Source organism: Halorubrum sp. SP9 (assembly GCF_005435015.1).
In the GTDB taxonomy this organism is placed as follows: domain Archaea; phylum Halobacteriota; class Halobacteria; order Halobacteriales; family Haloferacaceae; genus Halorubrum; species Halorubrum sodomense.
Map to the genome: position 1 here is coordinate 1 of NZ_SGXU01000287.1, position 552 is coordinate 552.

1 protein-coding gene is annotated in these 552 nt (G+C 61.6%); it reads right to left on the reverse strand.

Annotated features, from left to right (window positions below; genetic code table 11):
- Window positions 1-80 precede the first annotated feature (80 nt).
- The gene (locus tag EXE45_RS17565) at window positions 81-398 is read right to left on the reverse strand and encodes a DUF6516 family protein (RefSeq protein ID WP_137695091.1); all 318 of its coding nucleotides are present in this window, start codon (window positions 396-398) and stop codon (window positions 81-83) included.
- Window positions 399-552 lie beyond the last annotated feature (154 nt).

The window sequence follows — 552 nt, forward strand, 5'->3', positions numbered from 1 at the left end:
GTCCTCACGGAGCTGTTCTCGGTCGCCGACGGTGATGTGGAGTGTGGTCATGGTTGAGGTGTGGGTCGGAGGGTGTTCGATCAGTGCGGTCGGGGTGGGTCGCCGCCGACAACGTCCCAGTACTCGTCCGCACTCGCCCAGAACTCGACGAGCAGCTCCTCCATTCCAGGGAATCCGACGCCGTCGAGATCGCCCGCTGCGGTGTGATGTTCGTGTCCCTTGGTATCCTCGTGGGAGTTGTCGTACCGGACGAGCGTGAGATCGTCGAGGGTGCCCAGATGGAGGGTGTACTTCCAGCCCGAGGGGTACGTCTCGGTGTCGTCGGTCGGCCGAAGGACGACGTTCTCGACGAGGCCGGCTTCGACGTGTGTGTACTGGAAGAACGCCTCTGAGGGCATCCCTTACGTGTTGGGACACCACCCAACGGCATAAGCGTTGGGCAGAAGTCCAACACCGAACGGGAACGTCGCCCGTCAGTGAGATCCTCAGATGTTCCTTGTCCGTTAGTTACCGATCTTCAAACAACGGATCCGGCGCAGTCAGTCGTCGCCG